The 26148-nt window shown below is 36.9% G+C and carries 24 protein-coding genes and 2 pseudogenes; 10 read left to right on the forward strand and 16 right to left on the reverse strand.

Annotated elements, in window-relative coordinates; all coding sequences use genetic code 11:
• Nucleotides 1-120 precede the first annotated feature (120 nt).
• From DBX25_RS07050 to DBX25_RS07065, 4 genes are all read left to right on the forward strand, one after another.
• Nucleotides 121-981, forward strand: a complete 861-nt coding sequence (locus DBX25_RS07050; protein WP_108670076.1) for a DegV family protein — start codon at nt 121-123, stop codon at nt 979-981.
• A gap of 88 nt (nt 982-1069) precedes the next feature.
• On the forward strand, nt 1070-1201 hold the full coding sequence (locus tag DBX25_RS07055; protein WP_108670077.1) for a DUF3941 domain-containing protein: 132 nt from the start codon (nt 1070-1072) through the stop codon (nt 1199-1201).
• Between the two features lie 109 nt (nt 1202-1310).
• Complete coding sequence (locus tag DBX25_RS07060) at nt 1311-1802, forward strand: YajQ family cyclic di-GMP-binding protein (RefSeq protein WP_108670078.1); 492 nt, start codon at nt 1311-1313, stop codon at nt 1800-1802.
• A gap of 176 nt (nt 1803-1978) precedes the next feature.
• On the forward strand, nt 1979-2857 hold the full coding sequence (locus tag DBX25_RS07065) for an SDR family oxidoreductase (protein ID WP_108670079.1): 879 nt from the start codon (nt 1979-1981) through the stop codon (nt 2855-2857).
• A 272-nt stretch (nt 2858-3129) separates the two neighbouring features.
• Here DBX25_RS07065 and DBX25_RS21620 read toward each other — a convergent pair.
• Nucleotides 3130-3243: pseudogene (locus DBX25_RS21620) on the reverse strand (peroxiredoxin); the annotation flags it as partial.
• Here DBX25_RS21620 and DBX25_RS21230 point away from each other — a divergent pair.
• Both DBX25_RS21230 and DBX25_RS07080 read left to right on the forward strand, forming a co-directional pair.
• Nucleotides 3244-3394, forward strand: a pseudogene (locus DBX25_RS21230) (ferritin family protein); the annotation flags it as partial.
• 257 nt (nt 3395-3651) lie between these two features.
• Nucleotides 3652-4428 (forward strand): hypothetical protein, encoded by a 777-nt coding sequence (locus tag DBX25_RS07080; protein ID WP_108670080.1) that lies wholly within the window; start codon nt 3652-3654, stop codon nt 4426-4428.
• Nucleotides 4429-4758: 330 nt separating this feature from the next.
• Here the strand turns inward: DBX25_RS07080 and DBX25_RS07085 are convergent, their stop codons facing one another.
• The 14 genes from DBX25_RS07085 to DBX25_RS07150 form a co-directional block, all read right to left on the reverse strand.
• The gene (locus tag DBX25_RS07085) at nt 4759-5133 is read right to left on the reverse strand and encodes a hypothetical protein (RefSeq protein WP_108670081.1); all 375 of its coding nucleotides are present in this window, start codon (nt 5131-5133) and stop codon (nt 4759-4761) included.
• 244 nt (nt 5134-5377) lie between these two features.
• Nucleotides 5378-5851: a DinB family protein gene (locus DBX25_RS07090; protein ID WP_108670082.1), complete on the reverse strand. Its 474-nt coding sequence runs from the start codon at nt 5849-5851 to the stop codon at nt 5378-5380.
• 405 nt (nt 5852-6256) lie between these two features.
• Nucleotides 6257-7210 (reverse strand): NAD(P)-dependent alcohol dehydrogenase, encoded by a 954-nt coding sequence (locus DBX25_RS07095; protein WP_108670083.1) that lies wholly within the window; start codon nt 7208-7210, stop codon nt 6257-6259.
• Between the two features lie 187 nt (nt 7211-7397).
• Nucleotides 7398-7583, reverse strand: coding sequence for a helix-turn-helix transcriptional regulator (locus DBX25_RS07100; RefSeq protein ID WP_108670084.1), 186 nt, complete (start codon nt 7581-7583; stop codon nt 7398-7400).
• A 108-nt stretch (nt 7584-7691) separates the two neighbouring features.
• Nucleotides 7692-8654 (reverse strand): NAD(P)-dependent alcohol dehydrogenase, encoded by a 963-nt coding sequence (locus DBX25_RS07105; RefSeq protein ID WP_108670085.1) that lies wholly within the window; start codon nt 8652-8654, stop codon nt 7692-7694.
• A 180-nt stretch (nt 8655-8834) separates the two neighbouring features.
• Entirely contained in the window at nt 8835-9566 is a 732-nt protein-coding gene (locus DBX25_RS07110; RefSeq protein ID WP_108670142.1) for a DUF4386 domain-containing protein, read from the reverse strand.
• Between the two features lie 43 nt (nt 9567-9609).
• Nucleotides 9610-9834 (reverse strand): helix-turn-helix transcriptional regulator, encoded by a 225-nt coding sequence (locus tag DBX25_RS07115; protein ID WP_108670086.1) that lies wholly within the window; start codon nt 9832-9834, stop codon nt 9610-9612.
• A 3-nt stretch (nt 9835-9837) separates the two neighbouring features.
• On the reverse strand, nt 9838-10284 hold the full coding sequence (locus DBX25_RS07120; protein WP_108670087.1) for a hypothetical protein: 447 nt from the start codon (nt 10282-10284) through the stop codon (nt 9838-9840).
• A gap of 669 nt (nt 10285-10953) precedes the next feature.
• Nucleotides 10954-11991 carry a LacI family DNA-binding transcriptional regulator gene (locus DBX25_RS07125; protein ID WP_108670088.1) on the reverse strand — a complete coding sequence of 346 codons (1038 nt, stop codon included), beginning with the start codon at nt 11989-11991 and terminating at the stop codon, nt 10954-10956.
• Nucleotides 11992-12145: 154 nt separating this feature from the next.
• Nucleotides 12146-13801: a glycoside hydrolase family 13 protein gene (locus tag DBX25_RS07130; RefSeq protein WP_108670089.1), complete on the reverse strand. Its 1656-nt coding sequence runs from the start codon at nt 13799-13801 to the stop codon at nt 12146-12148.
• 57 nt (nt 13802-13858) lie between these two features.
• Entirely contained in the window at nt 13859-15397 is a 1539-nt protein-coding gene (locus tag DBX25_RS07135; protein ID WP_108670090.1) for an alpha-amylase family glycosyl hydrolase, read from the reverse strand.
• Between the two features lie 40 nt (nt 15398-15437).
• Nucleotides 15438-16280, reverse strand: coding sequence for a sugar ABC transporter permease (locus DBX25_RS07140; protein ID WP_108670091.1), 843 nt, complete (start codon nt 16278-16280; stop codon nt 15438-15440).
• Between the two features lies 1 nt (nt 16281).
• Nucleotides 16282-17565 carry a carbohydrate ABC transporter permease gene (locus DBX25_RS07145; RefSeq protein ID WP_108670092.1) on the reverse strand — a complete coding sequence of 428 codons (1284 nt, stop codon included), beginning with the start codon at nt 17563-17565 and terminating at the stop codon, nt 16282-16284.
• Between the two features lie 236 nt (nt 17566-17801).
• Nucleotides 17802-19094, reverse strand: a complete 1293-nt coding sequence (locus DBX25_RS07150; RefSeq protein WP_108670093.1) for an extracellular solute-binding protein — start codon at nt 19092-19094, stop codon at nt 17802-17804.
• 497 nt (nt 19095-19591) lie between these two features.
• Between DBX25_RS07150 and DBX25_RS07155 the strand changes: the two genes are divergently transcribed.
• The 3 genes from DBX25_RS07155 to DBX25_RS07165 all read left to right on the forward strand — a co-directional run bounded on the left by DBX25_RS07155 (nt 19592) and on the right by DBX25_RS07165 (nt 23255).
• Nucleotides 19592-21364 (forward strand): alpha-glycosidase, encoded by a 1773-nt coding sequence (locus DBX25_RS07155; protein ID WP_108670094.1) that lies wholly within the window; start codon nt 19592-19594, stop codon nt 21362-21364.
• 88 nt (nt 21365-21452) lie between these two features.
• Entirely contained in the window at nt 21453-22799 is a 1347-nt protein-coding gene (locus tag DBX25_RS07160; RefSeq protein ID WP_108670095.1) for an MATE family efflux transporter, read from the forward strand.
• Nucleotides 22800-22883: 84 nt separating this feature from the next.
• On the forward strand, nt 22884-23255 hold the full coding sequence (locus DBX25_RS07165) for a VOC family protein (RefSeq protein WP_108670096.1): 372 nt from the start codon (nt 22884-22886) through the stop codon (nt 23253-23255).
• 175 nt (nt 23256-23430) lie between these two features.
• Here DBX25_RS07165 and asnB read toward each other — a convergent pair whose 3' ends face one another.
• Nucleotides 23431-25281 carry an asparagine synthase (glutamine-hydrolyzing) gene (gene asnB / locus DBX25_RS07170; RefSeq protein ID WP_108670097.1) on the reverse strand — a complete coding sequence of 617 codons (1851 nt, stop codon included), beginning with the start codon at nt 25279-25281 and terminating at the stop codon, nt 23431-23433.
• A gap of 222 nt (nt 25282-25503) precedes the next feature.
• Between asnB and DBX25_RS07175 the strand changes: the two genes are divergently transcribed.
• Entirely contained in the window at nt 25504-26067 is a 564-nt protein-coding gene (locus DBX25_RS07175; RefSeq protein ID WP_108670098.1) for a DUF2777 family protein, read from the forward strand.
• The last annotated feature ends 81 nt before the right edge of the window (nt 26068-26148 follow it).

The following is a 26148-nucleotide window of genomic DNA, read 5'->3' on the forward strand; positions in this document are numbered from 1 at the left end:
AGATATCAACGAATTCATTTTAATTTTCCCCATTAGAAGAAATTAACACTTCTCTTCCCTATCTATTTTTTGAATGCTACACTAAATGTAAATTATCTAATTTAAGCAGGTGAAGTAAAAATGAACGTACATATTTTAGCGGATAGCGCTAGTGACTTGCCATATTCATATTTTGAACAAAAACAATTGCCTTATATTCCATTACTTGTTCATCTTGATGGAAAGGATTACGAAGATGGTTTAACCATTCAATCAATCAGTGTATATGATGCAATGAGGAATGGCTCTGTACCAAAGACTTCCCAAGCTTCTCCCGAGTACATGCATAAATTGTTTACCCAATTGGCAGAGGAAAAGAAACAAGGTGTTTATATTGCATTTTCCTCTGAATTATCCGGTACATACAATACGGCCGTTATGATTCGTAATGAAGTGAAGGAAACGTATCCAGACCTTGATTTAGAAATCATCGATTCTAAATGTGCTTCTTTAGGCTATGGATTAGTGGTAAAGGTTGCTGCCAATTTAGCTGCAAAAGGAGCAAAAAAAGAAGAGATCGTAAAGGCTGTTGAATTCCATTGTACTCATATGGAGTCTCTTTTCACGGTTGATGAACTTGAATATCTAGCTAGAGGTGGGAGGATATCAAAAGCATCTGCGTTAGTTGGGGGACTTTTAAATATTAAGCCTTTGCTTCATGTTGAAGAAGGAAAACTTGTCCCACTGGATAAAATCCGAGGAAAAAAGAAGCTTTTAAAGAAAGTCCTTGATTTGATGCATGAACGCGGTGAGAAATTACAACAACAAACAATTGGAATCAGTCATGCGGATGATTTAGAGACTGCTCTTGAATGGAAAGAAGCTATCTCTCAAGAATTTGGCGCTACTCATTTTGAAATTGAAATGATTGGTTCAGCAATTGGTGCCCATGTTGGCCCTGGAACTATTGCACTCTTCTTCTTAAACAAGCTTCCAGAATAGTTGAATGAAGAGGCACAAAGCAAAATAATCCAATACATACTCCTTTCTGTGAAAACGAATACTAACTTTACAGGAAAGGAGTGTTATTATGCCTAAGACTTCAGACAATGATAAAAAAGCGAAAGACAATCAAGCCCTGCAACATGAAAAAAATATGGTTCGTGAGAAGAACCGTAAAGCAGGCAGAGATGCTTATTCTAAAAAGACGGATCACTTATAGAATGGAATATGATAGCCTTCTGTCAGTTGAAGACAGAAGGCTTTATTTGTCACTATAGCTATTTTTCAATATAATGGTACATATAAAATGTAGCTGGAGGTACATACATATGTCAAAAGAAAGTTCATTCGATATCGTCTGTAAGGTAGATGTTTCTGAAGTGACTAACGGCGTGAATATCGCCCTTAAGGAAATCCAGAATCGCTTTGATTTTAAAGGAAGCAAGAGCGATATCAAAGTGGAAAAAGAAGAGCTTGTCCTTGTGTCAGATGACGAGTTTAAGCTTGAACAGTTAAAGGATGTCATGATTTCAAAGCTTATTAAACGAGGCGTTGGAACGAAGAATTTAGATTATGGCAAAATTGAAGGGGCATCCGGTGGAACAGTACGCCAGCGTGCCAAGTTAATTCAAGGTATCGATAAAGAAAATGCAAAAACGATTAATACTATTATCAAAAACAGCGGACTAAAGGTCAAGTCTCAAATTCAAGATGACCAAATCCGAGTTACTGGTAAAAGCAAGGATGATCTCCAAAAAATCATGGCTTCTATTCGTGAAGCTGGACTTCCGATCGATGTTCAGTTCATGAACTTTAGATAAATCCTTTATAAATCGAATCCCTAACTGATTGGGATTCGATTTTTTTTATAATCCTTTCTTTGTAGGTAAAGTAATAAAGCAGGCGCTAGTACCTCTTTTCCAATATTTCTCACGTTTTTATATCAGGAAATATTGGAATATACATACAGAGAGTATTGATTGGAGGAGTTCAAATTATGACAAATGATAACCAACAAAATCAAAAAAAACCAGCATTTCCACCTCAACATCAAAATCATCAACCAGGAATCCAAACAGAAATGACACCTGAGCCGGAATCCGTAAAACCAAATTATCAAGGGAGCAATAAGCTTAAAGATAAAATAGCCATCATTACTGGTGGAGACAGTGGGATAGGGCGGGCAGTTGCCATCTACTATGCTAAAGAAGGTGCGGACGTCTGTATTGTCTACTTGGACGAGCATGAAGATGCCAATAAAACTAAGGAGCTTGTGGAAGCTGAAGGTCGAAAATGCTTATTATTAGCAGGTGACCTTGGTGAAGAAACGTTCTGTAAGGAAGTTATTGAAAAAACGGTTGGTGAATTCGGCAAACTCGATATCCTTGTTAATAATGCAGCTGAACAACATCCACAAAAAAGCATTCTGGATATTACAACAGAGCAGATGCAAAAAACATTCAAAACGAACTTCTTTGCTTACTTTTACTTGGCAAAAGCTGCCCTGCCTCATTTAAAGAAAGGAAGTTCTATTATCAATACCGCTTCTGTCACAGCGTATGAAGGACACCCCGAACTTATTGATTACTCATCAACAAAAGGGGCAATTGTATCCTTCACTAGAGCATTGTCGAACTCCATTTCAAAAGATGGAATCCGCGTGAACGGGGTTGCTCCAGGTCCTATTTGGACGCCACTCATTCCTTCCACGTTCACTGAAGATAAAGTAGCCAAGTTTGGTCAAAGCACTCCAATGGGACGTGCAGGACAACCTGAAGAACTGGCTCCTGCATACGTCTTCTTAGCTAGTGATGATTCTTCCTATATCAGTGGTCAAATGATTCACGTAAACGGTGGAAAGGTTTTAAACGGATAAATAAATAGTTCACAAAATTTACGATTTTCGTTTAGAGTTATTAACAACTTAACAAAATACTCCATTACGATATCAAAGTAATGCACATTAATAACCACTTAAGAAAAAGCTGTTGATTCTGAAATTAAAGGGTTCCATTTTGAAGTACTTTTCTAAAAATAATTATCGAAAATGACAGACGTTTTAACATCGTTAATGATATAAAAAAAGTAAAACTCGCCTTAGAAATTGGCGAGTTTCTTTTTTATTTAAATACGATTATTGGGTAGCCCTTAAATTCTACCAATGAACTTCGGATCCCTAATAATTCCAGATTGACCTGGTACCCAATTAGCAGGGACTCCTTCCCCAGTCCTTCCACTATATTGTATCCCTTGAATTACCCTGGGGTTGAGGGAGAAATAGATAATATTTCCATGTACGATAGGTTTCTATCACTTAATATTCCTAATGATGTTTTAACCGTTTTTTCTCAACTTCGTAATGCCCTCTATGAACCATCTTGCGGCATTTGAAAGAGGTCTTGCAAGGTGTTAAATGATTGATTTTCTGACAATACATTAATTTTTAAAAAAGTAAAGAAGGGGATTCTCCCCCTTCTTCCTGTTCAACTTCCAACTGTATTGTACTTTGAATATTACCGTAAATAAAATAAATTATTTTTGGTAGAAAGAAATTAGGGTCCATGTTAAAATCATATTAGGAAAATAAAGGCAATGTAACCTTTGGGTTCAACCTCGCTGAAAAGTAGGTTGGACCCTTTTTGCATTCTTAAACCTAAAGGAGGGCTCTTAATGTTGAGAACAGAAATGCTATTGCATCGGCTGGACGAGATCGGCAAATCGCTCGAAAGAAAAGGCGGTGCCCTATTATTGTTAGGAGTCGGTTCCGTTGGAATTGAGACTGCTCGGCTGGACGAATATTCAGATTTGGATTTCTTTGTCATTGTAAGGCATGATCAGAAAAGCAGATATATCGACCATTTGGATTGGCTAGAAGAAGTTTACCCTTTAGCTTATTCTTTTAAGAATTCAGAAATTGGCTATAAAATTCTGTTTGAGGACGGCATTTTTGGTGAATATGCAGTATTTGAGGAATCGGAGCTAGTTAAAGGTTCTTATACGGAAGGGAGAGTCGTTTGGAAGGATCCCTCCTACAACAATATAGGAATTTCAAAACCTTCCAACCCGGTACCTAACCCCAAAAAAGACTCCTTAGACCACCCATTGAACGAAGCTTTAACTAATCTCTATGTTGGACTCTGCCGCTTTGCCAGGGGAGAGCGCCTATCAGCGACGAGGTTCGTACAAGGTTATGCTGTGGACAGGATTTTATCTGTACTTCATTTGATGGAGCAAGAGGTGGATTACTTTCCTGATCCTTTCGGAAACGAGAGGCGCATGGAAAAAAGATATCCTCGTTTCGCGGAAATCATTGCAGACATGATACAGGGATATGAGCATGTACCTGAATCGGCACTTCGTATTTTAAGTTTCATAGAAGAAGTCTATTCCGTTAATCAAAAACTAAGTGATGAAATACGACGTTTAGCCAAAATATCCTGCCGTTAACAAAGGAATTGAATCTTATCATATAAAAATAGCTATCTATCTATTGTCCCATTACTGCAATTACTAGTTTTGCGTAAGAGAATAGATCAAAAATAGAGTTTACCTTCCAGAAAGAGCCAAATTTCTCTATCAGGAAATTTGGCTTATTAGTTATATCTCGAAAGTCCGTTAAACAAATTGCTGACTAGACTGTTACAAAAAAAAGTTGAAGCATACAGAGGTGAATAAGATCCTGCATAATTACAACTCAATTGAATTATTTACTATGGATGATAAGCTCCCTTAGTTTAAGTGTAATTGTTCACAAACTTATTAATTAAATAGTTACATCTATTTTTTTTCAATCGCCATTCGCAAGTTCGAGATAACTCCAATAAGCAATACTAACGAACAAACCATTTTTTCAAAAGGTGTTCCAAACAATTGTTGAATAAATCCAAAAGACCAAAGTACAACAAAAAACCAACATATAACGGTTATTCCTCTTTTGTATTTATATAGTTTAATTCTACCAACAATCAACGTAAAAACTACTCCAACAATAGAAATAACGATACTTATAACAGATATTGGTAGCTGTTCAGCGAATGATTCAGACCTTCCACCATTAACCCATGTGAATGGAATACTTTTGCTTATAATAAGAAAGTGGATTAAGATAGTCAAAGAGTAAAAAATAATTCCCATAAATACAGCAGTTTTCATACTAATTTTCCTGAGTTTTTCTAAAATAAAATCACCTCATTTTTCTTCCTGTTTCAATTTTATTAATCCAGTAATATACTATTCCTATATCTCTTACCATCTGACAGGTAACTGAAAGTAAGATTTCGAAGAGTTATCAAAAATGACCATTATTCATAAACAGAGCAAAAAACATCGGCTAGGTATTCAAGCACCCGTTTAGTATTGGAAAATGAAATAATACAAATAAATACATTGTGTGAACTTACTCGAACAACTGGACGTTCGGCTCTAGCTTAAGTATGTGAACAATCAATGAGTGCAACTGCCCACGGTGATGGAACAGGTGAGCCTGAGTATCCAACAGCCATTCGTAACGTGAATGAACCACCCCAAAAAATGAAGTCGTTTCTTGCAACAGCTCCTCTTCCTTTAAACTTCCTATGCCTTTTTTTAGATAAGAGTAATTGTAAATCAAGGAATCTGTTATTGCCTTCCGATTCGCTTCTGGCTCAGCTTCTTCATAGAAATGATCCATCTCCTCCTCCGAAGCTCCAGCACCAATTAGAAAGTCGGCTTTACATAGAACCGATATGTGCGAGAGTAACTCACCAATCGACCATTTTCCTTCAGTCGGTCTAATATTCAGGTCTCCTTCGTTCAGTGTGTCTATCAACTTGATAATAGAGTTAATTGCCAAATCCATTTCTTTGAAAACGCCTTTACAGTAAACATTCATATCCTATTCCCCTTTTGTAAATATAACAATGTATTCAACAACAAAGTACATTAATCCTCCTGAACCTACACAAGGTGTTTAATCTGACTTGTCCTGATAGGTTTTTCATATAAACCTAATGGTGTTAATCAACTATCCCCGTTTGTTCAATAAGTAAGTTCCACAAAAAAAGCGTTAATCCGTCCTGGATCAACGCCCTCGTTACTTTAAGTGTAATTCTTCACAATCCTATTGCGGTTCTCATTTTAAATAATTCAGGGCATATTGCTCCTTTATTAAAAAACAAGAAAATCTGAAGCTCAATCAATCATCAGCTCTTGGACTTGTTCTAATTTGGTTCTATATAATTTATATGTTTTATTCATGAGAATGTTTATGAATAATTAATCCAGATTGGAAATAATTTTACTCGATTTTAAGAACAACCTTCCCCTTTGTCCGTCCACTTTCAACGTGCCTATGAGCCTCTACGATTTCATTTAAAGTAAAGCACTTTTCAATTACAGGTCTTAATGTTTCTTTTTCCATAAGCACTCGTAAAAGGTCCAAATCACTGTCATTTGGTTTTGCAAGATGAATCTTAGGCTTCTTACTACCAATGATAGAGCCTATCATTAATTGAATTGGATGATACTTGGGGTAGAGTGGATGTTCTGTTATATAAATACCGTTCTCAGTTAGAGAGTGGAAGCAACTGAAAAAGGTCCTCTTTCCAACAGCATCAAGTATTATATTGTATTTTTTTCCGTTGTGAGCAAAATCTTCTTGGGTATAATCAATTACATGGTGAGCCCCTAAATCTCTAATCCACTCAATATTCGATGTACTACATACGGCTGTTACTTCAGCACCGTAGTATCTGGCTAGCTGAACAGCAAAGTGTCCTACTCCCCCTGATGCACCATAGACTAATACTTTATCGCCAGCTTTTACCTTTGCGACATCTCGCAATGCTTGTAAAGCTGTCTGAGCAGCACATGGTATTGCAGCTGCCTCCTCAAAAGTTGAGTTTTTTGGCATAAGGCTTAGAACATTTTGTCGCGGGCAAACATATTCCGCATGGGAGCCTACACAACTTCCAAAAACATGATCTCCAACCTTGAACTTTTGTACATTTTCACCTACTGCTTCGACTACACCCGCAACGTCTATTCCCAGAATTTGAGTTTTAGGTTTTATTAAGCCATTTTCTAATCTAGTAGGAATATAACCTTTTCGAAATAAAATATCATATTGATTTATAGAGGCGGAAACAACTTTAATTAATACCCTATCTTCTTCCTTGATGAACGGCTTAACAACATCTCTTATCTCCATAACTTCCGGGGAACCATAGGATTCAAAAATAGCTGCTTTCATACTGTTCAACCTCCCATTAATTATCAATTAGTTAGATATCTTTAATTTTTTCAAAATATTGTACCCGCCTCATAAACGTGTTCACTTGATATCTAGTTGATAACTATTACAGGAAGTAGAGGGAAGCGCATATTCGTTAATTAAATTTACAATCACAAATCACTAATCCTACTGCATGGAGTTGTCTCTAAAAAAATACTTTTTCCAAAAATAAATCAAATGCCCGTGCAATACGAAAAGCTAGTTCTAAAGACGGCGAGTAGGTTCCCTTCTCAAGAGAAACAATAGTTTGTCTTGTTACCCCTACCTTGTCAGCTAATCTAAGCGTAAATACAGTAAAGAGTTCTATTTCCAACAAAAGAGAAGATAACAAAAGATCTTCTCTTTTGTTGGTCAAATTTTTACTAAACTTACCCTTTTAGTCGAATAAGAGAAAGGAGAATCACCCATTTCCTATCTGCACAAGGTAAAAACCTCAGCGTTACGTCAAAGTTATGATGACATTTCCCTTTTTGTGCCCCTTTTCTACATATCGGTGAGCCTCTGCAACTTCTTCCAATGGATATCTTCGATCGATGACAGCTTTGATTTTTCCAGCCTCATAAAGGTCTTTAAGATAGTTCAGATTTGCTTGGTTCTGCATAAGTCCCGCAGTTACAAAAATTGCTTTCTTTTTCCCAAACATCGTAGTCTTAAACATGTCAAATAGAATGGATAATGAAGGTACTGTGGAAAGGTATGTTCCTCTTTGCGTGAGAGAGCATTTACATTCTGTAAAGGAGCGTTTACCCACTGCATCGAAAATAACATCGTATGTCTGACTGTTCTTCGTAAAATCCTCCTTGGTGTAGTCAATGACCTTATCTGCTCCATGCGACTTTACCAACTCAATATTAGTTGTACTGCATACTCCAGTAACTTCTGCACCCAAGTATTTAGCTATTTGTACCGCATATATCCCTACTGCTCCAGACGCACCATTAATCAGAACATGTTGTCCGCGCTGTAACTTTGCCTTATCTCGAAGGAACGTCAGTGCGGTAGGTGCACCATCACAGACAGCAACGGCTTCTTCATAGGTCATAGCAGACGATTTGATCGTTAGCGGAGTATCTTCGTGCAAACATTTGTATTCGGCTTGAGCACCAAACGTTCTTGTACTTAATCCAAATACTTGGTCGCCCACTTTATATTTCAAAACTCCTTTTCCAATAGCATCAATTTCGCCGGAAAGCTCCGCACCAAGTATTGGGTTTTTGGGTCTATTTAGACCGTAAACAAGCTTAACAATGGGGGATCCTTTTCGAAAGGTACAGTCTGCTGGTCCAACTGAAGCCGCATGTATTTTGATCCTTATTTCATGATCTTTTGGGATTGGCGTATCGATTTCTTGAAGTTGAAAAACATCCGGTGTTCCATATTTTGTGCACACGATTGCTTTCATATGGCCTCTCTCCTTTTTTTCATCTTCTTACTTATAGAATTGCACCTCTTATTAGGAGTAGGGTAATAACTAAAGGAATGTGGAAATCTAGTAGTCAATTGTTGTTGGATGATTTCAAGATGAGGGTAACGTCCGTTATGGGTGCTGATTAGGATATTTATTTTTTATATAGTTATTGCCTTACATAGAAGTAAACTCATGTTTAGTAACTTCCCTCTTTCCAGAGATGAAATCAACCGCAGTTTCATCAAATCCCCTAATGAGGAGCCATATTGCTAAAATCATTTCATTAGCTGCTACTGGAACAGCTAAAATAGCACCCCAAAAAGATATTTGAGGAAATACGCCGAACATGACGAACAAAGAACAAACAAAAACACAAGTGGCCCCTGTCATCCCCAGAATTGATATGAATCTCGGTACAAGTTTGGTTTTATAAAATATATAACTATACATCATCGTGTTTATACCTAGCATAAAAAGGGGACCAAGCATAAATGTCCAGTCGTGTATTGCTTTTAGGATGATTCCTGAAGAATGAAAAGATGGGTGATCTGGGGCTTCAGCTGCTACAAATTCCTGGCTTAAGGTTAAGAGGGACAATACACTGATTAAACCAATTGTAATAATAATCGCTTCAAGAAACCTGAAGCATACGTGCCATAGTGCGATTGTTTCATTATACATTCTTAACAATGGAAACATGGTAGTAGCTGTACCAACGGCTGAAACGACAAGAATTAACTCCATAAGCGCTCCTAATATCACTTGGTTGGCATGTTCAGAACCTTTTATTAGGTAATCGGGACCATTTAAGATAGGATCGTATAAATTAAGACCTATCACAGCCGAAACAGCAGCTAGTATAAATAAAACACCCACAATTTTTGCAGCTTTTTTGTTTGAATTCATATTTTTATCCCCTCGCTTCATAAATTCGAAAACAATATTCACCTTACTGCTTTGTGTCTTCCCCATAATAAAATATCTCTTCTAACGGTAAGTTAAAGGTGTGTGCAATGCGAAAAGCTAGTTCTAGAGATGGGGAGTAATTCCCCTTTTCGAGAGCCACGATGGTCTGTCTGGTTACGCCCACCTTGTCAGCCAACTGTTGCTGAGTCAATTCATCATGGTTGAAACGTAATTTTCGAATGTGATTGCCGACAAGATTTTTACCCATTTTTTATACTCCTCTCCGATAGTGATAAAGTTTTGTAACAGAGCCCATCACATCTGAAATGAACCCTGAAGTAATCAGAATAATGAACATCATATGTGAGGGCTGAAAAATGACCAGTGATCCCATTGCAATAAGAAACCCAATGATAAATACGAAAAATGAATTTCGTTGCGCTTTCAATTCAATTAACTTATCTAATTCATCCGCAAATGTTGGTTCTTTTTCGTTGGTTGTAATTCTAAATACAATGTTGAAAATAATGCTGATAATGATATGTGCAACTATTGAAAACAATGTCAGGAAGAGGACAAATGTACCCCAATAACGAATAGCTTCAATTGACTCCAGCCCCCCTCCTGGAAAACGCGGATACATGTACAAACAATAAGAGACGAAAATGAGTATAGTACTAATTACAGATACGATGCTTTTCTTTTCTTGGTATGTCATGATTCAAACCTCCTTGTTTGATAAATTTTACAAAAAGTAAAATTTGTTATACATAATGTAAAATAAACTATACATGAAGTCAAGTAAAAATTACAAAAATAGGCAGGAAGAGTTAAGTGTAGAAAAAACACAATACCTTACTAATTTAACTTGCTAAGAATTATCAAAATAAAACTGAATTTACTAAATCTTTCCTCCGATAGACTAATAATAAGTCCTTACTGCTATTTATTAATGTGGTCCTTCAAATTAAATGACACATTGTAATTACGTTTTAAACTATTCTCTATGTTAGTAATTTAACTAAAAAGAGGACTATTCCTTCTAAATTTAATGCTCTCCTAAAAACTCTTCTTCAACTAAACTGCCACTTTTATTAGAAAAAGAAAATGCAGTAAGATAATTAAAATCTAAGCGTACCTTTTTAGAAAAACAAGATCTTTACTCAAACGACTTGGCTATTTTTATCATTGTCTCTTTTGTAACTTCTATATCTCTACCAGCACCTCCAGAAATATGATGGAAACAATACCAAAAGAAATTTGAAGATATAAATCATTCAACGTTAATAATGCTTTCCGTTCTTTAATACCTCCAAAATAAAAGCGTGAATTCGTATATGAATTCACGCTAAAATCTTATTGATATTTTCTTTACACTTTTAATCTATTAAACCATTAAACTAGCTTTATTGGTAGAACAAGAATGTCTTATTACCAGTTCGTGTGGCACAATGATGCGCTTCACTGGTTCTTTCGGATTTTCTAAAAGTTGAATCAAGCTCTTAGCGGCTTGATAGCCTAACTCAAAAATATTAATGTCCACCGAAGTTAGAGGTGGCTTTGAAAGCTCTGAGAATAAAACATTATTAAAGCTCAGGATAGAAATATCATCTGGCACTAAAATATTCATTTCTGACAAAGTATTCAATACACCAAGAGCCATTAGATCATCGGCAACAACTAATGCTGTAGGAGGGTGCTTTAAGTTTAATAGTTTACTGATTGCTTCCTGACCACCCTCCCGTAGAAACTGACTATGGATGATAAATTCATCATTGCTTTGGATACCAGCTTCTCTAAGTGCTTTCTCATATCCTAATAAACGTTCAAGCGTTACCACGAAATTCAAGTCTCCACCGATGAAACCAATCTGCTCATGGCCCAGGTCAAGCAAATATTTCGTCGCTTCTTTTGTTGCTTTATAGTTGTCATTATCAACATGAGTGATTTGCTCGACATCCTTAAATGGCTTACCGATTACGACAAATGGAAATTTACGTTCCCTTAAATAGGTGAGAACACGATCTTCAATGCGAGAGTAAAGAAGGATGACTCCATCTACACGACCACCTTGGACCATCTGCACCACACCATCAAAGATCTCATCTTCTGTTTTTCCCGTACTAATTTGAAGGGCATAATGTCTTTCGTGGGCACCTTCACTCAAACCACGCAAAACGGTTGGAAAAAATGGATTTTGAAAGAACACATCCGTCGAGTTAGGTAACACTAATCCAATAACCTGAGTGGATTGATTTGCTAGACTACGAGCAATAAAATTTGGATGATAGCCTAATTGATCCATTGCCTCACGAACCTTCTCTTTTGTCCGTTCACTAATTCGAGGGTTATTTGCAATTACCCGAGATACAGTTGAGGGTGCTACATTTGCCAATTTAGCCACATCTTTAATTGTAATAGCCATTCAACTCTACTCCTCCTCTCTTAAAGCGCTTACAAAACCATTTAATTGAAAATTTTTACATTATTTACGTTTATGAAGGGTGACCCAAAATCGAGTCACCCATTATTAATAAAAGTAAAATTTGGTTAAAGAATAAGTAGATTTAACCACTTACCTATTTTAATACATAAACTCTTGTTTCGTAAGGGTTAAAAGTAAGATTTTCATTAGAAGTGTCTTCCACTTCTTCGTAATTGTGCAGCACTAATTCGTAGCCGTCTAATTCTACTGCAAACGTTTGCGGTTCTGCGCCAAAGTTACAAAGTACAATAGCAGACTGATCACCATAAGTTCTTTTATATGCATACATAGCTGGATTTTCTTCTAATAGTAATTCATAATCGCCATATACGAATACTTCATTGTCTTTACGTAGAGAAATCATCGCTTTGTAGAAGGAGTAGATGGAACTAGGATCATTTAATTGTTTTTCTACATTGATGGCGGTATAGTTTGGATTGGTTTTCATCCAAGGCGTCCCTGTAGTAAAGCCAGCGTTTTTATCGTTATTCCATTGCATTGGAGTACGGGAGTTGTCACGACCACTTCTCCAAATGATCTCCATAATTTCTTGATGTGGACGGCCTTTTGCCGTTTCGATTCTGTAATAATTCTTCATTCCTACATCATCATAATCATCAATAGATTCGAATTGGACGTTTGTCATCCCTATTTCTTGTCCTTGGTAGATAAATGGAGTCCCCTGCATCAAGAAGTAGCATGCTCCAAGCATTTTAGCGCTTTCTGCCCAATACTCTTCGTCATTCCCCCATGTAGACACGCTACGTGGTTGGTCATGATTTTCAAAAAATAAAGCATTCCAGCCTTTTTCATGCAAGCCTGTTTGCCATTTAGTCAAAGTTTCTTTTAACGCAATTACATCAACCGTATTGTTTGCTCCCTTTTCCCAAAGGCCTAAGTGTTCGAATTGGAAAATCATATCAAACTTTCCGTTCTTTTCTCCAACCCATTCATCCGCTTGTTCGATTTTCACACCGTTAGCTTCTCCAACGGTCATAATATCGTACTTATCGAACGTTTCTTCTTTTAATTCTTTTAAGAATTTATGGATGCCCTCTTGATTTGTGTGCATGTCAAAGGAAGAAACATACTCTTCTTTTTTCGGATTTGGCATGTCAGGTAAACCTGGACGTTTTTTAATGTGGGATATAGCATCTACGCGGAACCCATCGATTCCTTTATCCATCCACCAATTCACCATATCATAGAGTGCTTTACGCACTTCAGGATTCTCCCAATTTAAATCAGGCTGTTTTACCGCAAATAAGTGAAGATAATATTGATTAGTCTTTTCATCAAGCTCCCAAGCACTTCCTGAGAATATACTTTCCCAGTTATTTGGCTCTTTACCGTTCTTACCATCTCTCCAGATGTACCAATCACGTTTTGGATGATCTTTAGAAGATCGAGATTCAATAAACCAAGGATGTTCATCACTTGTATGGTTGATAACTAAGTCAAGAATGACCTTCATCCCACGTTGATGAGCTTCCTCTAATAATAAATCAAAATCTTCCATTGTCCCAAATTCGTCTAATATATCCTGATAATCACTAATATCATATCCATTGTCGGCGTTTGGAGATTTGAAGAATGGACATATCCATAATACATCAATCCCAAATTCTTTTAAGTAATCAAGTTTCGAAATGATTCCTTTTAAATCGCCGATTCCATCTCCATTACTATCCATAAAGCTGCGTGGATAAATTTGATAACACACAGCTTCTTTCCACCAATATTTATTCATCTTCTATACCTCCCGATTCTAAGCTGGTTAAAGACCTTTGAATCGTTTTAATAATTTTCAATCCGGTTTTACTTTTCTTGATCTTTTTAAAACTAAAATGATGAACACTACAAAAGCTGTGTATACAGCTCCCATCGCTGATAAATAGGGAATATTAAGACCTGACTTTTCAGTTAGGGCATAAATTTCCGCTTTCTCGCGATCAATGATTAACTCATACTTCCCATCACTTTCTCGGACAAGATCTCCAGCTAATAGACCACGTAATTCCTTGTCTTTAGCCAAAATATCTTTACCTATTGTAACATTTTGCGATTTAGAGGTATTGTTAACCGCCACAACAATCGTTTCGTCCTTATAGGTCCGTTTATATACCGCCATACCATTTTCTTCATGGATTAATTCCATGTCACCTCTAGTCAGCGCAGGTAATTGTTGGCGTAACTCTCCGAGCTTCGTGATATAATCTATTAATTCTTTATCTGCTTTAAAGCCCATCAACCTTCTATTATCAGGGTCTTCTCCACCATCTAGGGCAATTTCAGATCCGTAATAGACAATAGGGATTCCAGGAACAGTATATAAATATGTAAGAGCCATTTTCCAACGTGTCCCAGGATTTTGCTTATTCTGAACAATTTCCCTAGTAAAACGTGTCATATCATGGTTATCCATAAAATTCCCAAGAAGGTTCGGTCGATCAAAGAATGCCATATTTCTTTCAAGTGATGTAAACAACCAGCCTAAACTGTTGTCAGGCTTTGCAAACGCCGTACGAAGATGTTCGTTTTGCCCAAAGTCAACGAACCCATCAATTCCTGTATCTTGATAAGAAGACACAACACGTAGGTCATCATGCCATACTTCTCCTAACAAATAAAAATCTTCTTTTACTGACTTCACTTCTTTGGAAAAATCATTCCAAAAATCTTTAGGAACATGCTTAACTGTATCCAGACGATACCCATCTACATCCGTTTCTTCAATCCACCATTTTGCTGCATCTAACAAATATTTTCTTGTTTCAGGATTTTCCTGGTTCAAGTCAGGTAAGTCAAATAACCAATTGTTTTCCACTTCTTTTTGGTCTGCCCAGTTAGAGATGGGCTGTTTTTCATGAAACCAGTTCTTTTTGGAAGCATCATTCACCCAAGGATGGTTAGGTCCCACATGGTTTACGACGAAATCCAGAATGACTTTCATATCTCGTTTATGTGCCTCTTTGACCAATTTCTTGAATTCATCCATAGTTCCAAAATGCTCTTCTGTTTTATAGAAGTCACGAATCCAGTACCCATGGTATCCTCTATCTTCATTATCAAATACAGGTGTTAGCCATAATGCGGTATATCCCATATCCTTCAAATAATCCAGCTTATCGGTAATGCCTTTAAAATCACCACCGTTATATGCTTTTGGATCTTCAACATTTACTTGAAAATCATTTTTAAAATCTCCGTTATTAAAACGGTCGACCATAATGAAATAGATTGTTTCATCTTGCCATTTACGTTCTTCTTTTTCGACGGCACCTACAGGAAGGGCGTAAAAAAGAAGAAACGGAATAATAATGAGTGAAAATAAAGACTTTCTCATTTTCCGCTCCCCCTTAAAATACCTATTTAGCCCTTTAAGATTATCCTTTTGTACCGCCTGCCGTCAAACCAGATACGAAATATTTTTGGAAAAACAAGAACAATGTCGCGATTGGAATAGCAATTAGAACGGCACCTGCTGCGAACTTTGTAAACTCATTACCGAATTGTTTAGCTACCATCTCGTACAAACCTACTGTCATCGTCAGATTTTTATCAGAGCGAAGCAGAATTCTAGCTAAAATAAAGTCTCCTAATGGAGCAATAAATGAGAATAGAGCAACTACAGCGATGATTGGCTTAGCTAATGGCATGACAATTTGCCAGAAGATACGAATATGTCCTGCACCATCCATTTTAGCTGATTCGTCTAGTTCTTTTGGAATAGTGTCTAAATAACCTTTCATCAACCAAGTGTTCATTGGAATTTGTCCACCAACGTACACAAGGATTAATCCAAGGTGTGTATCAATAAGTCCTGTACGGTTAGCCAATACGAATATCGCGATTAATGCTGCGAAGTTCGGAATCATTTGCAGGATTAAGAATGTCAAAAGTCCATTTTTTCTTCCAATAAATCTATATCTTGAAAAAGCATAAGCTGTAAATGAAACTGAAATAACAGTTAGAGCCATCGTAGATAAACTTATTTTCATTGAGTTCCAATACCATAGGATATAGTTAGATTTCTCAAGGTCAAATAAATATTGATAATGAGCAAGGGTTGGATTTTCTGGGAACATTCTAGATCCAGATAAGCTTGCCCCTGGATTTAAAGAAGACCCGATAACCCAAAGCAATGGGTAAACAACGACGAAAATAACTGCAAGAATAATTAAGTAGGAAACTGTGAGTCGGATAATTTTATTTTTCTTCATGCTCATATTACATCATATCCTCCTCTTGGAAAGACTTAGTTCTCTTAAATTGCCATAATGCTACTGAGATAACAATAATAGAAAGAATCATCGTTACAGCCGCCGCTTTACCATATTGCGCGCTAGTCATAGTGAGACGGTAAATCCAAGAGATTAAAATATCGGATCCCCCAGCATTTTGACCTGGTAGTGCAGGACCTCCGCCATTAAATAAGAAGATAACGTTAAAGTTATTGAAGTTAAATGTGTATTGCGTGATTAAGATTGGTGCAGTTGCATAAAGCACTAAGGGCAATGTAATTTTAAAGAACTTTTGCATCATGCTTGCACCATCTACTGTAGCAGCTTCATATAATTCATCTGGAATCGATTGAAGAACCCCAGTTGTCATGGCGAAAACGAATGGGAATCCAAGCCATGTCTGAATCATAATCAAGGCAAAACGAGTCCACATTTCATTTGTCATCCAAGCCAATCCGTCTATCCCTAACATAGGTAGAACGGATTTATTGATGACTCCGAATGTTTCATTAAACATACCAGAGAAAATTAATACTGTAATAAAGGAAGGAACCGCCCATGGAAGAATTAACATCGTCCGAATGATGGCCTTTCCTTTTAAATCTTTTTGATTAACTAAGATTGCAAGGAAAATTCCTAGAGAAATCTGAAGTGTTGTCGCTAAAAATGTCCATACGATTGTCCACCCTAGAACTCCAAAGAATGTTTTTCTCCAAATGTCCAATTTGAAAATATCCACGAAGTTTTGGAAGGCAACCCAATCCACTAATTTCGCAGGTGGAGAATGGTATAAATCATAGTTTGTAAAAGCTAGCAATGCTACGAATAAAATCGGGAAAATCACCACAAAGATTAACAGGAAAAATCCTGGAGTAATCATTAAGTATGGAAAACCATTATCAATTAAGTTATGGTATTGCTCCCTAACAGAATGAAGACCCAATCCCATGTCGCGCTTTTTACCATTTTTATAGGCATCCAATATACCTAATGAATATATGCCCAATCCTATCACTGTGATGATTAGGGCTATGATTCCGTCAATTAATAGGAAAATGGAATGATCCAGTCCTGCTATCTCACCTAATGTGAATAGACCCCAAAAGCCCATATTCAATGTATCAGCAAAAACAATGCCAAATGATGATGCCAAAACTAAAAAGATAAGTCCTTTAACGAATTGTTTATTATAAAACTGTCCGAATCCAGGTATGATGGATAGCAAAGCAGCGTTTCTTCCATGTTTAGTAGCAGTTTGTACAGCTTCCATTAGGGCTTTTCGCCTCCCCTTTCTGCAAATAGGAGAAAGTTATAGTAGTAATTTTATATCGCAATTTGTATTCAAAAACTAAGAAAAGCTAGTGCAAACGTTTGCCTAATTTTTCTATAAAAAACGGCTATATGCCGTATCTAAGTTGAAAAAAGTCTTCTTATACTTTGTGTCTATATATAAGGATAGGCAATACCCTCCCTATCGGAAGGTATCGCCTTTACCTTTGTCACCCATTATTTTGCTGGGTGGTTTGTTTCGATGTTTGTTTTGATTGTTTTAACTGCATCGTCAAGCGCCGCTTTTGGCTCAGCTTTTTGAGATGCTACAGTTTGAAGTGCAGAAGCCATTGGTCCCCAAACTTCAGCCATTTCTGGAATGTTTGGCATTGGAACTGCGTATTGAGATTGTAATGCAACCGCTTTTGCACCTTCGTTATCAGCGATTACTGGATCTTCAACTAATGCCACGTTAGCAGGAATTTCTTGTACAGCTTGGAAACGTGCTTTAGAGTTTTCGTCGTTTGTTAAGTGCTCGATTAACTTAGTTGCCCAATAAGGACTTTTCGTAAATTGAGTCACGTGCCATCCTTTAACACCCATGAATGTTTTTACAGGCTCACCATTTGGAAGCTTAGGTAGTGCTGAAACTCCAATATCAATTCCTGCATCTTTCATTCCTTGGAATGCCCAAGGTCCGTTCATAACAGAAGCCGCTTTACCTTCGTTAAATAGTCCGTCCATTGCAGCTCCACCAGTTTCACCGATGATACCCTTAGGGAATAGACCTTCTTTGTACCATTTTTGAATATAAGCAGTACCTTCAACAGCACCGTCGTTGCTTAATCCTACGTCATCACGGTCTAGAGCACCGTCTTTTTCATTGAAAACATATCCGCCCATACCAGCGATTGGACCATGCGCGAAGTAGAAGTTATCCCATAGAGCAAGGAAACCGTAGTTACCACCCTTAGTGAAATCTTTAGAGAAAGTATAAAGCTCATCCATTGTTTCAGGAGCTTTTTCCATTAATGCTTTGTTGTAGATAAATACAGGTGTTTCAGTAGCTTTTGGAAGACCATAAAGCTTTCCATCATACATTTGTGCAGTTACAGAAGAATCACTGTATGTTTTTAATACTTCGTCTTCTACTTTAATTTCTTGGATAAGACCTTCTGTAACAACTTGACCGATTTGGTCATGTGGAAGTGTTACAACGTCTGGTGCATTTCCAGTAGGTCCATCTAGACGTAATTGATCACGGATTTTATCAGCCATGTTCAACTCTTTGAATTCAACTTTGATTCCATATTCTTCTTCGAAAGACTTGATAGCAGCAGGTAACCAATCCTTACTCTTATCTTTGTCTTCCCAAACTACAAGTTTCTCTGGTTTTGGCTCTTCAGCTGTTTGCTCTGTGCCCTTTTCACCTTCAGCAGGCTTTTGCTCTGCTTCACGTTTAGGACCACAAGCTGCAAGCATACCTACTAAAAGGACAAGCATCAATAGCATTGATAAAGCTTTTTTCATAATTGACCCTCCCGATATATCCATACAAAAATTTTTATTCTATACAACCGTTTGCACAAAACTGCAAAAATTGTCGAAAATGAAAACGGTACCAATACAGGACAAAAAAATAAATCCTACTGAATTGCACTATTTATGTATTAGGTAATCCTTTTTTCATTCTAAATTCATGACTCGCTTTATGAAACCGATTGCACAATTTCTATTACCTATTATACTTGCTTTCGATTCTTTTACAACAACTTTTTTATGACAAGGTTTGCCAGGTAATACTATCCTCTTTTCTGTCATACCATATTACGGTTGAATAAACGGGGTGCATTTGTTAATCTGAATGATAGTTTTAATTGGAAGAATTTGATCAAGTGGAAAATTGAATTTAAGGAATAAAAGACATTTCTATACTCTATTATCTTCTATCTTAAGCTTGATTTAATCTAAATTTTTCATACTTTCGTGCAAACGATTGCAAAATAATTTGAAGGAGTGGATATTGGATGGAACTATCTGCAATTTTTCATAGACCAGGCCATAATTTTTCATTTATAACAGATGAGAATACACTTGGAATACGCATTCGAACAAAAAAAGATGATGTCGATAAAATTGAACTTCTTCACGGTGATCCATACATTTGGGAAGATGGCCATTGGGCTTTTCAACGCCAATCTATGGAATGGTCTGCAACTGATGGGATCTTTGATTATTGGGAAATTCAAATTAACCCTCCTCACCGTCGCCTAAGATACGGTTTTCAACTTCACAGCAAGGGTGAAACGATTGTTTATACTGAAAAAGGATTTTACCATGAAGCCATAATGGATAGTGGCTATTATTTCTGCCATCCATATCTTCATGCTTCTGAATTATTCCAAGCTCCAAAATGGGTGAAAGAAGCTAGATGGTATCAAATCTTCCCTGAACGCTTCGCCAACGGTAATCCTGCCATCGATCCAGAAGGTGCCTTACCTTGGGGAAGTGCAGAACCTTCTAAGACCAATTTCTTTGGGGGTGACTTTGAAGGAATTATTAATCAACTAGATTATTTAGCTGAATTGGGGATAAACGGTATTTATTTTACTCCTTTTTTCAAGGCACATTCCAACCATAAATACGATACCATTGACTACATGGAAATCGACCCACAATTTGGTTCTAAAGAAGATTTGAAAAGACTTGTTCAAGAGTGTCATAATCGAGGAATTAAAGTAATGCTCGATGCCGTTTTCAATCATAGTGGCTTATTTTTCCCTCCATTCCAAGACTTATTAAAAAATGGTGAGAAGTCCCCATACAAAGATTGGTTCCATCCACATAGTTTGCCTTTAAAAGGCGGAGAGCGCCCAAACTATGAAACATTTGCATTCGTAGATGCAATGCCAAAATTCAATACTCAAAATCCTGATGTAAAAAAATACTTATTGGATGTAGCTTCATACTGGATAAAAGAGTTCGATATCGATGGTTGGCGTCTCGATGTTGCAAATGAAGTGGACCATCAATTTTGGAGAGAATTTCGAACGATAGTAAAAAAAGAAAAAGAAGATTTATATATTCTAGGTGAAATATGGCACGATTCCATGCCATGGTTACAGGGAGATCAATTCGATGCCGTCATGAATTATCCATTTACAACAAATGTTTTGAACTTATTGGCTAAACAAAACATCAATGCTCAACAATTCATGAATGCAATGACAGCTGTAATCCAAAGCTACCCTAAATACGTTATGGATTACACTTTCAACCTAGTAGGAAGTCACGACACTCCACGAATCATGACAGAGTGTAATGAAGATATTAATCGAGTGAAATTAATTTATACGCTACTTTATACATTTATGGGCTCGCCTTGTATGTATTACGGAGATGAAATCGGGATGACAGGTGAACAAGATCCCGGTTGTCGAAAATGTATGGAATGGGATCTAAGTAAACAAAACCTTAATCTTTTAGGGCACGTCAAGAAATTAATCGAATTAAGAAAGTCGGAGAAATTGCTAGCGAATGAAGGAAGATTTCAGTTTTTAAATCGTATTACATCTGACATCGTAGCCTTCAAGAAATTCCAAGATGATCGAAATGTATTTGTCTTAATCAATCCTACTAATCAAGAACAGACTTTTGAACTACCTCTACCTAAGAAGGGAATTGTAGTTAAAAACCTTTGGACAGAAGAAGAACTTGCACTAGAATCCTCTTCTGTTCAAGTTCAGCTTGGACCATACGGGTTCAATATCTTAGCCTTCCAAGATTCAAATGTCGTATAATCTTTTCTTTTAGGCCGACCCCACTCTATATTTAGAGCGGGGTCAAACCTTATATTATTTATCCTACTAGATTAATAGGAGTACCAATATGTCTAAATCTACTAAAAAATTGACTTTATTTGCCCTCACCTGGCCATTGTTCATTGAACTCTTCCTACATATGCTCATGGGAAATGCAGACACATTGATGCTAAGTCAATATTCAGATCAATCCGTTGCTGCAGTCGGAGTGTCCAATCAGATTCTATCATTAGTGATCGTGATGTTTGGCTTTATTGCTACCGGAACTGCCATTTTAGTGGCACAAAATCTTGGTGCTAAAAACGAACTGACAGCTGCACAGATTGCAGTAGTCTCGCTAGTAGTCAATTTGGTTTTTGGCCTTGTATTAAGTGCTATTATCTTTTTCACAAGTGACTTTTTATTACAATTTATGGATTTACCTAGGGAGTTATTATCTGAGGCAGATTCCTATCTCATCATAGTTGGAGGATTTTCCTTCGTTCAAGCCTTGATTATGACTGCAGGGGCAATCATTAGAAGCTACGGTCACACTAAAGATGCTATGTATGTCACAATCGGAATGAATATCCTGAACGTTATCGGGAATTATTTGTTCATTTTTGGCCCTTTTGGCTTCCCTATTTTAGGAGTGGAAGGCGTAGCTATTTCCACAACAGTTAGCCGTCTAGTTGGATTTATTGCCATCATGGTTTTATTAGTCAAGCGTGTGCCAACCAAATTACCTTTTAATCAATTTTGGAAGATGCCCATCCAACACATTAAGGATTTATTAAAGATCGGTATTCCATCTGCAGGTGAACATCTATCCTATAATGGTTCACAGATGGTCATTACTTTCTTTATCACGATGCTTGGAACCAATGCATTAACGACAAAGGTTTATGCACAAAATCTAATGATGTTTATTTTCTTATTTGGAGTTGCAATTAGCCAAGGAACCCAAATTTTGATAGGTCATCAAATTGGTGCAAGGAAATATGAAGAAGCCTATTCCCGTTGCATAAAAAGCTTAAAGCTAGCACTTTGTATTACACTTGGGGCTTCCCTTCTTTTTTCCCTTTTCTCAAAACAATTATTATCTATTTTCACTTCCAACGAGTCGATCATTGCTGTTGGAAGTACATTGATTTGGCTAACATTAATACTTGAACCTGGTAGGACATTCAATCTAGTTATCATCAATTCATTAAGGGCAACTGGTGATGTGAAATTCCCTGTTTACATGGGAATCCTCTCTATGTGGGGAATAAGCGTAACGCTTTCCTATGTACTTGGAATATACTTCGGTTTAGGACTAGTGGGAATCTGGATTGCATTTGCTGCAGATGAATGGTTCCGTGGCCTGCTAATGTTATGGCGTTGGAAATCAAAAGTTTGGATGCGAAAAGGGTTTGTTTCACATCAAGAGTAAAGTCTATGGTAAAAGTTGCTAGTTTCTAACTGCTCATTTATATTAAAATTAAATAAAACTTTTCACCCAAAAGGAGAAGTACAAATGAAACTAGGAGCATTTTCAGTAAGTTTAAATGTAAAAGACATTAATATTTCCAAGTCATTTTACGAAAAACTAGGATTTCAAGCTTTTGGTGGTGACATAAATCAAAATTGGCTTATTATGAAGAATGAGAATTGTATTATTGGGTTATTTCAAGGAATGTTTGAAAAGAACATTCTAACCTTTAATCCAGGATGGAATGAAAATGCTGAAAATCTCGAAGCGTTTACGGATATTCGAGACATTCAAAAACAACTCAAGGCTGAAGGAATAAAAATGCTCACTGAAACTGATGAAGCATCTAAGGGACCAGCACATTTTGTCATTGAAGATCCAGACGGGAATCAAATTCTTGTAGATCAACATCGATAAAAATGAGAAGCTACCGGAACCTTCCTTTAACTATTCTCAAGTAGGCTTTTCAAAAGCAAAAAGCAGTGTGATTTCCCGTTTGAAATCCACTGCTTTTACACTTGTATTTGTATGCTATTTCATTGTAGTACTTGAATAGGATGACAGTTTACCATAAAAGGCAACCTCTTTACTATTACGATTCAATTAAACTAATATTGTAATCTTCGAACCATACATGAATCTGACCAAGATGTGCTAATAGTTGAGGTCCTGTCATCAATTGACCAAACCACGGGACTGTAAAGGCAGATCCTCCACTTTGGATAATATCATCTAGTTGTGTTCGGTCAAAAAATTCATGAAGTGCTGAATTTTTGTCCTTCAAACACTCTTGAAGCCAATTTTTTATTTTATTCGTGTAAGCTGGATTATGGGTTTTTGGATAGGGGCTCTTTTTACGGTACAATACTTCATTAGGTAAAGTTCCTTCTAAGGCTTTTCGTAATAATCCCTTTTCCCTGTGCCCTGTCATTTTCATCTCCCATGGAACATTCCATAGATATTCAACTAATCTATGATCAGCAAAAGGAACACGAACTTCTAAACTTGCTCCCATACTCATTCTGTCTTTTCGATCCAATAGAGTTGTCATAAACCAAACCATATTTAAATAGAATAGTTCTCTTCTTCTAGCTTCTTCCTTCGACTCTCCCTCAAGTTGTGGAGTCTCTAGAACACTCTCACGGTATTTTGACTGAACATATTCTTCTAGGTTCAGTTTATTTCTCCATGATTCTTTTAATAATTGGGAACGAAGCGAAGTGGAACGCATCCAAGGAAATCCGTCTCTATTCAAATCATCCGCACGATGAAACCATGGATACCCACCGAAAATTTCATCCGCACATTCACCTGATAGCCCGACGACAAAGTTTTGTTTTATTTCCTTACAGAACCAAAGCAAAGAGGAATCAACATCGGCCATTCCTGGCAAATCCTTCACGTGAACCGATTCGACTAAATAATCTGCTAGCTGTTCCTGTGAAATTACACAGTTGTGATGAATGGTTTCAAACGTATCTGTCATTTTCTTAATCCAAGGTCCATCTGAATTTGGTTGAAATTCGCTTTCTTTAAAAAATTGATCATTACCTTCATAGTCAATGGAATACGTGTGAAGCGCAGACTTCCCATCACGTTTATAAGCATTTGCTGCAATAGCTGTAATCGCGCTTGAATCAACGCCACCTGAAAGAAATGTACATAAAGGGACATCAGAAACGAGCTGACGAGTTACTGCATCATGTACTAATTCTCTTACATTCAAAGTCGTTTCTTCTAGGCTATCAGTATGTGCTCGACTTTTCACATTCCAATACCGCCAAATTTTCAATCCCTCTTTAGAAAAACGCAAACAATGTCCTGGTCTCAATTCCTCGATACCAGAAAATATGCCCGTACCAGGCGACCTAGATGGTCCAAGACCAAAGACTTCTGCCAATCCTTCTCTATCAATGGCTGTCTTCATTTCTGGATGAGCAAGAATACTCTTTAACTCTGAACCAAATATTATACCATTCTTCAGTTTTGCATAAAACAACGGCTTTACCCCAAGGCGGTCCCGCCCGATAAACATCTGCTTTTCCTTTTCATCCCACACAGCAAAGGCGAATATCCCATTAAAAAAATCCACGCACTTTTCTTTCCATTCAATATACGAAGTTAGTAAAACTTCAGTGTCAGAATGACCTTTAAAAGAATATCCTTTTAATAATAGCTCTTTTCGTATGTCCTCGGTGTTGTACAACTCTCCGTTATAACAAACCGTATAACGATTGCTAAGCTTTTCGATGGTCATTGGCTGTCTTCCACCGATTGGATCTACGACTGTGAGCCGTTTATGTCCAAAACATGCATGAGTATCTGTCCATACGTTGCTATCATCTGGTCCACGGCGCTTTAACGTTTCGGTCATCTTCTCAACAATTTGTCTCTCATTACCAACATTCCGAGTAAAATCTACCCAGCCAGTTATTCCGCACATGTTATTCATCCTCTCTCTATCCAAAACGTAAAGCATGTTTACAAGTCAATCCCTGCATGTAAGATAGCCTATGCATGAATCGTTTAATTGGTTAATTGTCCTATCTTTGTAAAGGGGGAAGTTATTTCGAGAACACAAAACGCAAGAAGGAATCGCCTCATGTATGATTTGTGTACAATATGTCAAAAAAGTAGGTGAGGCAATCCATATGGAGGTACAATTATGAATCAGCAGCAGAGAATTAAATTAATCAGCCATCAATCCCGTGCCTATAACGAAGGGATTGTAGAATATATCAATTCTCAGTGGGTATTTTTTAACGATGAAACCGATGAGGCTTCACCTCTTGAAGAATTCATCAATCAGGAGGTGGAATTATATAGAGGAAATCGGTGGCGAAGTGGAATATTGCTTGATGATGGAGGAGTAAAACTATCAAAAGAAATCGTTTATTTGTTCGACCAAGAGGAAGTGAAAATTAGGAAGCATGTACAATTTTCTTTTGGAAGATTACTCGAAGAGTTGCATGATGATTCATTTTTTCAATTTATCATGACATTGAACTCACTTGATTTTTCAATTTATGATTGTATATACGGCTACAACCAGCTTACCTTTTTACGCGAACAAAAAAATAAATCAGGAGTCAATTTTTTCATCTTCGATAATGGAGAAACCATTTGCTCCGTCCAACATCATTTTGTTTACTCCACCAATGCGCATGACCGGTTTGAATTCACTTTGAATACTGGAAAACGCATAGTCATCGAAAAATTAAATAAATAATTCAATTTCAAGGTCATTCTAAAAGATTATTAGCAAAATCTTTTGATAATACGGCCAAAATAACATGTTTCAATCAAATAA

It is taken from the genome of Peribacillus acanthi, assembly GCF_003073175.1.
In the GTDB taxonomy this organism is placed as follows: Bacteria; Bacillota; Bacilli; order Bacillales; family DSM-1321; genus Bacillus_BN; species Bacillus_BN acanthi.

Bases quoted from the DNA above. Each gene is read 5' to 3' on its own strand.
- DBX25_RS07050 (WP_108670076.1), top strand. From the start codon at position 121: ATGAACGTACATATTTTAGCGGATAGCGCTAGTGACTTGCCATATTCA.
- DBX25_RS07055 (WP_108670077.1), top strand. From the start codon at position 1,070: ATGCCTAAGACTTCAGACAATGATAAAAAAGCGAAAGACAATCAAGCC.
- DBX25_RS07060 (WP_108670078.1), top strand. From the start codon at position 1,311: ATGTCAAAAGAAAGTTCATTCGATATCGTCTGTAAGGTAGATGTTTCT.
- DBX25_RS07065 (WP_108670079.1), top strand. From the start codon at position 1,979: ATGACAAATGATAACCAACAAAATCAAAAAAAACCAGCATTTCCACCT.
- DBX25_RS07080 (WP_108670080.1), top strand. From the start codon at position 3,652: ATGTTGAGAACAGAAATGCTATTGCATCGGCTGGACGAGATCGGCAAA.
- DBX25_RS07085 (WP_108670081.1), bottom strand. From the start codon at position 5,133: ATGAAAACTGCTGTATTTATGGGAATTATTTTTTACTCTTTGACTATC.
- DBX25_RS07090 (WP_108670082.1), bottom strand. From the start codon at position 5,851: ATGAATGTTTACTGTAAAGGCGTTTTCAAAGAAATGGATTTGGCAATT.
- DBX25_RS07095 (WP_108670083.1), bottom strand. From the start codon at position 7,210: ATGAAAGCAGCTATTTTTGAATCCTATGGTTCCCCGGAAGTTATGGAG.
- DBX25_RS07105 (WP_108670085.1), bottom strand. From the start codon at position 8,654: ATGAAAGCAATCGTGTGCACAAAATATGGAACACCGGATGTTTTTCAA.
- DBX25_RS07110 (WP_108670142.1), bottom strand. From the start codon at position 9,566: ATGAATTCAAACAAAAAAGCTGCAAAAATTGTGGGTGTTTTATTTATA.
- DBX25_RS07115 (WP_108670086.1), bottom strand. From the start codon at position 9,834: ATGGGTAAAAATCTTGTCGGCAATCACATTCGAAAATTACGTTTCAAC.
- DBX25_RS07120 (WP_108670087.1), bottom strand. From the start codon at position 10,284: ATGACATACCAAGAAAAGAAAAGCATCGTATCTGTAATTAGTACTATA.
- DBX25_RS07125 (WP_108670088.1), bottom strand. From the start codon at position 11,991: ATGGCTATTACAATTAAAGATGTGGCTAAATTGGCAAATGTAGCACCC.
- DBX25_RS07130 (WP_108670089.1), bottom strand. From the start codon at position 13,801: ATGAATAAATATTGGTGGAAAGAAGCTGTGTGTTATCAAATTTATCCA.
- DBX25_RS07135 (WP_108670090.1), bottom strand. From the start codon at position 15,397: ATGAGAAAGTCTTTATTTTCACTCATTATTATTCCGTTTCTTCTTTTT.
- DBX25_RS07140 (WP_108670091.1), bottom strand. From the start codon at position 16,280: ATGAGCATGAAGAAAAATAAAATTATCCGACTCACAGTTTCCTACTTA.
- DBX25_RS07145 (WP_108670092.1), bottom strand. From the start codon at position 17,565: ATGGAAGCTGTACAAACTGCTACTAAACATGGAAGAAACGCTGCTTTG.
- DBX25_RS07150 (WP_108670093.1), bottom strand. From the start codon at position 19,094: ATGAAAAAAGCTTTATCAATGCTATTGATGCTTGTCCTTTTAGTAGGT.
- DBX25_RS07155 (WP_108670094.1), top strand. From the start codon at position 19,592: ATGGAACTATCTGCAATTTTTCATAGACCAGGCCATAATTTTTCATTT.
- DBX25_RS07160 (WP_108670095.1), top strand. From the start codon at position 21,453: ATGTCTAAATCTACTAAAAAATTGACTTTATTTGCCCTCACCTGGCCA.
- DBX25_RS07165 (WP_108670096.1), top strand. From the start codon at position 22,884: ATGAAACTAGGAGCATTTTCAGTAAGTTTAAATGTAAAAGACATTAAT.
- asnB (WP_108670097.1), bottom strand. From the start codon at position 25,281: ATGTGCGGAATAACTGGCTGGGTAGATTTTACTCGGAATGTTGGTAAT.
- DBX25_RS07175 (WP_108670098.1), top strand. From the start codon at position 25,504: ATGAATCAGCAGCAGAGAATTAAATTAATCAGCCATCAATCCCGTGCC.